The sequence below is a fragment of the Pseudodesulfovibrio pelocollis genome (assembly GCF_030282845.1).
Classification (GTDB): domain Bacteria; phylum Desulfobacterota; class Desulfovibrionia; order Desulfovibrionales; family Desulfovibrionaceae; genus Pseudodesulfovibrio; species Pseudodesulfovibrio pelocollis.
On sequence record NZ_JASTWE010000074.1, the window covers coordinates 1 to 7279 of the forward strand.

The 7279-nt window shown below is 64.3% G+C and carries 14 protein-coding genes and 1 other RNA gene; all 15 read right to left on the reverse strand.

The window, feature by feature from the left end:
* Positions 1-116 precede the first annotated feature (116 nt).
* A complete protein-coding gene (locus tag QQS14_RS15790; RefSeq protein ID WP_285907981.1) occupies positions 117-464 on the reverse strand; it encodes a Mor transcription activator family protein in 348 nt (115 codons plus the stop codon).
* Between the two features lie 11 nt (positions 465-475).
* Positions 476-919, reverse strand: a complete 444-nt coding sequence (locus QQS14_RS15795; protein ID WP_285907982.1) for a regulatory protein GemA — start codon at positions 917-919, stop codon at positions 476-478.
* Between the two features lie 248 nt (positions 920-1167).
* The gene (locus tag QQS14_RS15800; protein WP_285907983.1) at positions 1168-1365 is read right to left on the reverse strand and encodes a hypothetical protein; all 198 of its coding nucleotides are present in this window, start codon (positions 1363-1365) and stop codon (positions 1168-1170) included.
* A complete protein-coding gene (locus QQS14_RS15805; RefSeq protein WP_285907984.1) occupies positions 1362-1571 on the reverse strand; it encodes a hypothetical protein in 210 nt (69 codons plus the stop codon). The genes QQS14_RS15800 and QQS14_RS15805 overlap by 4 nt, the downstream gene beginning before the upstream one ends.
* Positions 1572-1580: 9 nt before the next feature.
* Positions 1581-1645, reverse strand: an RNA gene (locus tag QQS14_RS15810) — hammerhead ribozyme type II.
* Positions 1644-1898 carry a hypothetical protein gene (locus QQS14_RS15815; RefSeq protein WP_285907985.1) on the reverse strand — a complete coding sequence of 85 codons (255 nt, stop codon included), beginning with the start codon at positions 1896-1898 and terminating at the stop codon, positions 1644-1646. The genes QQS14_RS15810 and QQS14_RS15815 overlap by 2 nt, the downstream gene beginning before the upstream one ends.
* On the reverse strand, positions 1898-2176 hold the full coding sequence (locus QQS14_RS15820) for an HU family DNA-binding protein (RefSeq protein WP_285907986.1): 279 nt from the start codon (positions 2174-2176) through the stop codon (positions 1898-1900). The genes QQS14_RS15815 and QQS14_RS15820 overlap by 1 nt, the downstream gene beginning before the upstream one ends.
* Positions 2177-2193: 17 nt before the next feature.
* Entirely contained in the window at positions 2194-2487 is a 294-nt protein-coding gene (locus QQS14_RS15825) for a hypothetical protein (protein WP_285907987.1), read from the reverse strand.
* A 32-nt stretch (positions 2488-2519) separates the two neighbouring features.
* Positions 2520-2720, reverse strand: a complete 201-nt coding sequence (locus QQS14_RS15830) for a hypothetical protein (RefSeq protein ID WP_285907988.1) — start codon at positions 2718-2720, stop codon at positions 2520-2522.
* Positions 2713-2949: a hypothetical protein gene (locus QQS14_RS15835; RefSeq protein ID WP_285907989.1), complete on the reverse strand. Its 237-nt coding sequence runs from the start codon at positions 2947-2949 to the stop codon at positions 2713-2715. The genes QQS14_RS15830 and QQS14_RS15835 overlap by 8 nt, the downstream gene beginning before the upstream one ends.
* Positions 2946-3455 carry a host-nuclease inhibitor Gam family protein gene (locus tag QQS14_RS15840; RefSeq protein WP_285907990.1) on the reverse strand — a complete coding sequence of 170 codons (510 nt, stop codon included), beginning with the start codon at positions 3453-3455 and terminating at the stop codon, positions 2946-2948. The genes QQS14_RS15835 and QQS14_RS15840 overlap by 4 nt, the downstream gene beginning before the upstream one ends.
* Complete coding sequence (locus QQS14_RS15845) at positions 3448-3699, reverse strand: hypothetical protein (RefSeq protein ID WP_285907991.1); 252 nt, start codon at positions 3697-3699, stop codon at positions 3448-3450. Before QQS14_RS15845 ends, QQS14_RS15840 begins: the two co-directional genes overlap by 8 nt.
* A gap of 26 nt (positions 3700-3725) precedes the next feature.
* Positions 3726-4880, reverse strand: coding sequence for an AAA family ATPase (locus QQS14_RS15850; RefSeq protein ID WP_285907992.1), 1155 nt, complete (start codon positions 4878-4880; stop codon positions 3726-3728).
* Positions 4881-6617, reverse strand: coding sequence for a DDE-type integrase/transposase/recombinase (locus QQS14_RS15855; RefSeq protein WP_285907993.1), 1737 nt, complete (start codon positions 6615-6617; stop codon positions 4881-4883).
* Between the two features lie 2 nt (positions 6618-6619).
* Positions 6620-7279, reverse strand: a 660-nt coding sequence (locus QQS14_RS15860; RefSeq protein ID WP_285907994.1) for a hypothetical protein, incomplete at its 5' end; no start/stop codon positions are given.

Sequence of the window (7279 nt, forward strand, 5' to 3'; positions counted from 1 at the left end):
TGATCCCCACTGTTATAATCTAGAGAGACGGGCGATATAAATCGGGACTATCGGGGATGATCCGATACTTGGTGGGACGGGACTTTTGAAACGATGTTTCAGAATGCGAAACAGGTTTATCCGTCCAACAGGCTGAATTGCTTCTGCCGCCGTGCTGCTCTCTCGCGGGCGATGATCCTATAAATTTGCTGGACTGACAAGTCGAATTCGGCGGCCAGCTCGGAAGCGTTCTCGCCTCTGAACCGGGTGTATATTTCGGCATCGCGCCTGGCGAGCTTGCCGGTTTTGTCTTTGGGGATGTAGAGGATCTGCCCGCCCCAGCTATCGGCGATGGCCGCTGATGCCTCCTGGCCAAACTTATCGGCCTGGTCCTTGGGTATGCCAAGGGTGCCCTGGGCCAGCTCCGCGATGATCTCGGCCAGTTCCATCAGGAACTCCGTCCCAACGGTGCGGGGATTGTCCATGTACATACTCCTTATACTACCGGCTGATCAGCTCGGGCCAGCCATTGCTTGAGGGACTCGATGACGCTTGAGGCCTGGGGCGAGGACAGCCATGCGAGGGACTCGACGCCGGTCTGGCGCTTGACGTAGGCGGCAATGGCGGCCTCGCTGGGATCGCGCACCAGCCCGGCCTCGTGCAGTTGTAGCCACAGGGAGCGGATCAGGCGCGACTGCGGGTCGCGGATCTGCTGCGACTTGGGAGCCTGCTTGCTGGTGAACTGCGCTCCCAGAGCCTCCATGTGGGCCACGAGATCAACCAGTTCCCGATAGGAGAGCTTGGCGGCGGAATCCTTGTCGTACCTATCCGCGAGCATGTCGCGGTAGGCGTCGTCCGTCATGCCGAGCTGCTTCTGCCCTATCTTGATCTTGGCGATCATCCCGCGCCGGGCCTGGGGGCTCATTCCTGGTTTCCTCATGGTGTGCTCCTTCTTTGCAGTCGCAGGGTGGGTCGTAAATCATCGAAGCGCCGCACCGCTTGCATCGGTAGTGGTCGCTCATAATGGTTACTTCGATACTCTCCAGAGGGTACACAGCCCGCAAAGGGAACACAGAATGGCAACCACCCCCACCGTCAGCATCGGGAGTGTGTCCAGCTCTTTCGCCCACCTGAGACAAACGCCGCCACAGAACGCAGCCGACATTGCCATCGCTCTTTGCCACATGTTCATTTTGTATTTCTCCCTCTCGATCTGTACTTCTCGGTTGTCTCATTCAGCGCCTTGACGCAGACGCTGGCCATGTTGAGCGGGGCGTCGGGCTTACGGTCATTGGGCAGGAAGGCGATGACGGCGCGGCCTCCGCGCTCGTTGTCCCTGATGACCAGGTGGCCTTCGTCCCTGCCGACACTGAACCGGTCGCTCATGCCCGCCCCTGCGGAAAAAGCGTGGCCTGGCGCGGGGCCTTGAGCTGCCGCTTGAGCCGCGCGATTTCCTCGCGCGCTTCGGCCAGGTCGTACTTGGCGGCCTTGGCTTCCTTCTCGGCCCAGGCCGCTCTGCTCTGTGCGTGGCGCAGCGCCACCTCCAGCTTGTCGGCCTTGTCTTTGTAAGACGTGCGGGGCAGGTTGTGCATGTGCGTCTCCCTTGGCTGCTCATCAGGCCGAGGCCGCCACGCCCCGGCGACCGCCCCGTAGGGCGGTTTCGCTTATTGCGTGGAGAGGTGGTTTTCAACCCACCCCTTGAATTGCTCCAGCGCCTCGGCTGCATCGTCATCGGTGTCAGCCATGCGGAGCTCCCCGACGATGAGCAGGCCCTTCTGCCACGAATGCGTGGCATAGGTGGATATGGCATCATCCAACGCAGCCTTGTCGGGGTGTTGCGCTATGGGGAGTGTGCCCTCGGGCAACCCACCGTCAGTCACGCCGATCTCGCCGGTGCGGTAGCAGTATGCGGTGAACATTACTTCACCGCCTCCTTGAGCGCCTTGCCCGGCTTGAACTTGATCTTCTTGCCAGCCGGGATCTGCACGGGCTCGCCGTTGTGCGGGTTGCGACCGAGGCGGGGGGCGGTCGCCATGACCTCGAAAGAGCCGAAGCCGGTAATGACCACCTTGTCGCCCTTGGCCAGCTGCTCGGCAATGATGTCCAGCGCGTCGTTGACGGCCTTTTCAACGTGGACCTTCGAGAACCCTGTCGTGCGCCGCGCGTACACGGCATCCATCAGTTCGCTCTTGTTCATCTCGTTCTCCTTGTTTTTCACCCCAGCGGGGCGAAGTTGATTGATTGCATGTCCACCCCGGCCCATCTGCCGCCGCCATCGTAGGGGCAAAAGCTCATGGCCCGGCTGGATACCTTGGGCTGACTGCTGGACCTGTGTTCCGCCGCCAGTTTCTTCGGCCTGGGCTGCGGCTCAGGCTGCGGCTCGGGCTGCGGTGCCTGGCTGTATATCCTGGCCGTCCGGCAGTCCTGGCAGGCGATGCACCGGTATCCGCGTGGAGTGTAGAACGCCTCCTTGGGGCGCATGGTCTTGCACTGCGGGCACTTGGGCATGATGGGTCTCCTTGACGCTTGCGGGTCCGGCCCTAGCCGAGCCAGCCCCTCTCGTTGCGAATCAGCCACCGGGGGATCTCCACCTCCAGCGTGTCGCCGAAGTGGACTTCCTCCGGGAGCGTGACCTGGCTCCTGGGCAGCCAGGTCACGATGCCCAGGGCGGGGATCAGGACGAGCACGGCCAGCCCCGTGTCGGCCCTGACCCGGACCGTGTAGGCGCACGTGTCAGCCACGGGCCACCCCCGACTCCGGGTGGAGGGTGTCGGCCTCGTCCAGCAGGCCGGTCATCACCAGCTCGTTGCGCGCCACCAGACGGTCCATGGCCTGGCACTGGGCGCTGGTCATGCCGCCGTCCTCGCGCACGCTCCTGAGCAGCCGGAGCAGATTCCGGATGGTCTTGCCGTGGCGGATGGTCTGGGCCTCCGCCGCATGCAGTGCGCGGCGCAATCCGGCATCGCTCATTGGTCGGCCCCCAGGGTGTCCTCGTGAATCTCGATGTAGAACTCGTCCTTGGAGACGCGCTTCATACCCACGCCTTCCAGCCGGGAATCCGGCCAGTCCGCAAGGACAGTCTTGTCCACGGACTCTTTCGTTCTGATGGCTTCTCTGATACCCAGTTCGCGGAGTCGCTCCAGGACATCGGCGAGAGTCACCTTGCTTGCGGTGAGGAGTCTGGTCGCCTTGCGCCAGCCAAAGACGCCAAACGGAGTCTCCAGGCTCTTGCGCTCCTTGAACAACTTGCCCTTGTTCAAGGTGGCGTATGTGCACAAAGCGTCTTCCAGTTCCTTCTTGCGAACCTGGAGCGGCTCCATCTCCGCCACCGCATTGGCCTTGATCAGGTCGATGTTTTCCTGGGCGTCGAGTTCGATGGCCGTGATGTCCCTGCCCAGGCCGCCCAGCTCCATCATGGCCGCCTCGGCCTGCGCCTTGTCTGCAATGACCGTGGTCTTGGGCTTGAGCCTAGCCATGCGCACCTCCGAATGCCGCCACCGTCTCCAGCCCCTCGACCCGCTCGGCCTCGGCAATGATGTCGTCGCACAGCCGGTTGGCATCGGTGACGGTGACGCTGGCCATGTCGCGCTGGATCAGGCCCTTGAGGTCCAGGGCCAGCCGCGCGATCCGGCGACCGATGTTGCCCTCGGCGTTGAGCGGCCACGCCTGGTTGCCGGTCTGACGGCGGGTGTCGCTGCCGGTGATGGGGGTGATTTCCATGTGATCCTCCTTGTCTTGGTTGTGGGTTACACCTGGGCGATGATGCCGGGGTCCACCAGCGGCGCGCCGACATCGGCGGCCAGGTTCATGGCGGCGGCCATGACATTGCCGACCACCAGCGGGTAGCAGAGCGAGATCCGGCTGTGCGCGCCCTTCAGCGCGTTCCCGGTCAGCCTGCTGCGCAGGGCCTCAATGCCGTCCTCTGTGATGATCTGGGTGACATCCGCCCCGGCGCGCTCGAACTTGAAGCGCAGGTATCCGTCCAGGTCGTTGTCCAGCGCGCGCAGGGTCACGATCTCGCACCGCTGCGTCACCTCGCGCACCGCGTAATTGCTGGCCGACAGCCGCTCCATCAGCTCGGGCTGGCCAATGAGCAGTACAGAGAGCAGCTTGCCAAAGCCGTCCTTGGTATCCAGGTCCAGGAACCGCTTGAGCTGTTTCAGCGTGGCCACAGGCAGCGAATGCGCCTCCTCAATGATCAGCACATGCCGGAACCCGGCGCGTGCTGAGTCCCGAAGGATGCCGTGCATCTGCCGGAACCGCGCCTCGGGACTGGACACGGGACGCTCCAGCGGCGCGATGGTGGCCATGACCGCCTCCACGATGTGCTGGCTCTTGAGGGTCTTGCCCTTCTTGTCGTTGTCCTCCATGGCCAGGACGTAGGGCTCGATAATGTGCACGGGCCGGTCGCTCTTGGCCACGCGGGCCTTGAAGTCGCGCACCAGCGTGGTCTTGCCGCTGCCGCTCTCGCCCACGATTGCCATCATGCCCTCGCTGTGGAACCAGATGGCCTCGCGGACCATGCGGATGTCGCCGGACAGGAACACGTCGTCGGGCGAGCGCAGCTCGTTGTGAAACGGGTCGGTCATGAGCTTGAAGTGCTTGCGCGTGCTCGGCAGCAGCGCCTGACATCTGATCAGCATGGGTTTCGTCTCCTCCTTTGCTTGGGTCTCGGTATCGGATTCAATCTCCAAAAACGCCTCGTTGATGGCGGCCAGGTCCGCGCCCGCGTCGGCCAGAAAGCGGACCATGCCAGTGCGGAGCTCCTCCCGGCTCCGCCGTTTCGGCCATCGGTTGTGCAGAAGTATCTCGGTCATGGTCGCTGGGCTGATGCCCACGGCGCGGGCCATGGCGCTTTGCGATTGCCGTGCGTCGGCAAGCAGTTGCTGGATGATGCGCATCTAGAGTCCCTCCACGAGTCGCAGCGGCACGTTGATCTTCCTGGGGCCGGTGAGCCGGGCCGCGATGTCTTCCAGCTCAGCCTCGGGTACCCCTTGCGGATAATGCTGTGTGAGCCATGCGTAGGACTCCTTGCCCCAGGCATCATCGCCCACCATATCCTTGAGCCGCATGGCGGCCTCCACCACCTCCAGCGGCTTTATCTCCCGCCGCCCGGCGTCCAGCCCCAGGTCGCGGCCACGGCGCGGCATGTACTCGGGCGCGGGCCGGATATCGGCCATGGGGTTCACATACTGGGGCGGCGCGGCATGCTTGGGATCAGGCCCCGCCATCGCGTCAAATTCCTTGAGCGCCTTGTCCGCCTTGGTGTCGGCCTGGGATTTGTACTCCTGGCCGATGATGGCCGCGCCCTCCCAAAATCCGGCCTCGTCCTTCTTGACCGGCTCAATGGTCCAGACCGTTTCGTCGCCGGTGAGCAAGTCGGCCACGGTCACGTCCACCGCCGGGGCGCGGTAGGGGTTGACCACCACGCTCACCTGCATCTGCGGCATGACGCCGCTGATCAGACGCAGGTCGTAGTCGTTGCGGCCGTAGCCCTTGATGGCGTGGGAGATGGAGAGATCGGGCCGCACCGTGGCCTTCCTGGGCCGGGTGGCGACCAGCTCGCGGCACAGCTCCAGCGGCGGGGCCAGCCGTAGCTGATCCTCGGCAATGGTCATCCAGACATCGTTGCGGCTCTTGCCGGTGCGGGTGTGGATGACGTGCGCGTTGTAGTGCTGCCGCCAATTGTCGGCCAGGGCCTGGAGATCCTCCACGCTGCGGACTTTCTGAAAGATCAGGGTGGATTCGAAGTCCGTCTCCACGATGTTCTGGGCGCACTCCACCTGTCCTGTGGCGCGCGGGTTGCCCGCCGCGTGGGCCGCCCACTCGACCCCCAGCCGGTCGAGCAGGTTGGTGAACAGGTGGCTGGTGTTGGCGCTGCCCTTGTCCATGTAGAGCATCGTGGGCACCCCGTGCATGGGGTCGCGCCGGCCACGATCCGAGATGGCGTCCAGGAACACGTCCACCAGCCCCTGGGCCGACTCGCCCGCAGCCTGCACGTATCTGACATAGATGGTGCCGCTGTAGTGGTCGGTGATGACGTAACGCCACACGCGCTCTTTCTCCGCCTTGAGGATGTTGTGCGGCTTGTTCTTGTAGAGCGCCTTATCGTCCACGATCTTCACCTTGCCCTTGGGCAGGTAGAAGAGGACGCACAGGGACGGATCGACCTGCCAGCAGTGGTTGGGGTGCAGGCTGCGCATATGGGTGTGCGGCTTGCCCTGCCTGAGCATGCTCGGATGGCAGCCATAGGCGCGCATGGCCCGGCTCAGGGTGGATGGCGCGGGCATGGACACCTCGCCCGTCTCCCAGTCGACCCCGCCCTGGCCGGACTCGTGCATAATCTTGCGGACCTTGGATATGGTCATCCGCCGCTTGCCTGTGGCGCTGGTCGCCTTGGTCAGCATGTACGCGGCCTTTTTGGCCGTCTCCTCGTCCAGCCAGAGCCTGCCCCGGTCACTGCGCCGCTTGCGGCCAGATGTCCAGCCGATCTCCTTGAGCTTGCGGTAGACCGTCTGCACCGAGCAGTTGAGCAGCGACGCCACTCCCTCCACCAGGGGCTGGCGCTCACCGTGCCCGGCCTCGTCCAGGCGCACGGCCAGGCTGCGCAGGGTATCTGTTTCGACGTGGCTGACCATGGCTACCAGCTCCCGTGCGCGCCGCCCGGTTCCTCGGTGTTCCCGGCCTCGATGTCGGCTCGGGCCGTGCCGCGCGCCCACTCGGGGTAGACGATGTCCGTGAAGTCGACCGGGATGGAGCAATCCAGCAGGAACTGGTTGATGCTCTCGCACACCTGACGCACCTCGAACACCGCGTGCTCCTTGGTGTGCGCCGAGACATGCTCGTCGCCCAGTATCTCGGACACCGCCTGGAAGAACGGCTTGATCGACGCGAGGATGGTCACGTGCTCCCGGTGCAGCCGCTCCACCGCCTCCTCCTCCCGCGCCAGCTTGAGCTCCAGGTTGGCGTCCGGCGGCAGGCTCTTGAGCTTGTACAGCTCCTCCTCGGTGGTCTGCAGCCGCTTGGCCTTGTCCTCCAGCAGTTTGCTGCGCGCCTCCAGGTCGGCGGTCAGCCCCTCGCGCTCCTTTTTGGCGGCCTCCTTCTCGCTCTGATGCCGGGCGGCCAGGTCTTGCAGGATGTCCAGCACCTCGTCCTTGCTCTCGCTCTCCAGCGCCTGCTTGACCACGGCCTGCTCCTCGGCGGGCAGCGCCTTGAGGGCGCGGTAATCGCGGGACTTGAAACCGATGTTTTCGGCTGCCTCGTAAAGGCCGGAGCCGAGAAGGTGGAGGTTCTGGGCGAG

Excerpts from the sequence above, each read along its gene's own strand:
- QQS14_RS15790 (WP_285907981.1), bottom strand. The coding sequence starts at position 464 with ATGGACAATCCCCGCACCGTTGGGACGGAGTTCCTGATGGAACTGGCC.
- QQS14_RS15795 (WP_285907982.1), bottom strand. The coding sequence starts at position 919 with ATGAGGAAACCAGGAATGAGCCCCCAGGCCCGGCGCGGGATGATCGCC.
- QQS14_RS15800 (WP_285907983.1), bottom strand. The coding sequence starts at position 1,365 with ATGAGCGACCGGTTCAGTGTCGGCAGGGACGAAGGCCACCTGGTCATC.
- QQS14_RS15805 (WP_285907984.1), bottom strand. The coding sequence starts at position 1,571 with ATGCACAACCTGCCCCGCACGTCTTACAAAGACAAGGCCGACAAGCTG.
- QQS14_RS15815 (WP_285907985.1), bottom strand. The coding sequence starts at position 1,898 with ATGTTCACCGCATACTGCTACCGCACCGGCGAGATCGGCGTGACTGAC.
- QQS14_RS15820 (WP_285907986.1), bottom strand. The coding sequence starts at position 2,176 with ATGAACAAGAGCGAACTGATGGATGCCGTGTACGCGCGGCGCACGACA.
- QQS14_RS15825 (WP_285907987.1), bottom strand. The coding sequence starts at position 2,487 with ATGCCCAAGTGCCCGCAGTGCAAGACCATGCGCCCCAAGGAGGCGTTC.
- QQS14_RS15835 (WP_285907989.1), bottom strand. The coding sequence starts at position 2,949 with ATGAGCGATGCCGGATTGCGCCGCGCACTGCATGCGGCGGAGGCCCAG.
- QQS14_RS15840 (WP_285907990.1), bottom strand. The coding sequence starts at position 3,455 with ATGGCTAGGCTCAAGCCCAAGACCACGGTCATTGCAGACAAGGCGCAG.
- QQS14_RS15845 (WP_285907991.1), bottom strand. The coding sequence starts at position 3,699 with ATGGAAATCACCCCCATCACCGGCAGCGACACCCGCCGTCAGACCGGC.
- QQS14_RS15850 (WP_285907992.1), bottom strand. The coding sequence starts at position 4,880 with ATGCGCATCATCCAGCAACTGCTTGCCGACGCACGGCAATCGCAAAGC.
- QQS14_RS15855 (WP_285907993.1), bottom strand. The coding sequence starts at position 6,617 with ATGGTCAGCCACGTCGAAACAGATACCCTGCGCAGCCTGGCCGTGCGC.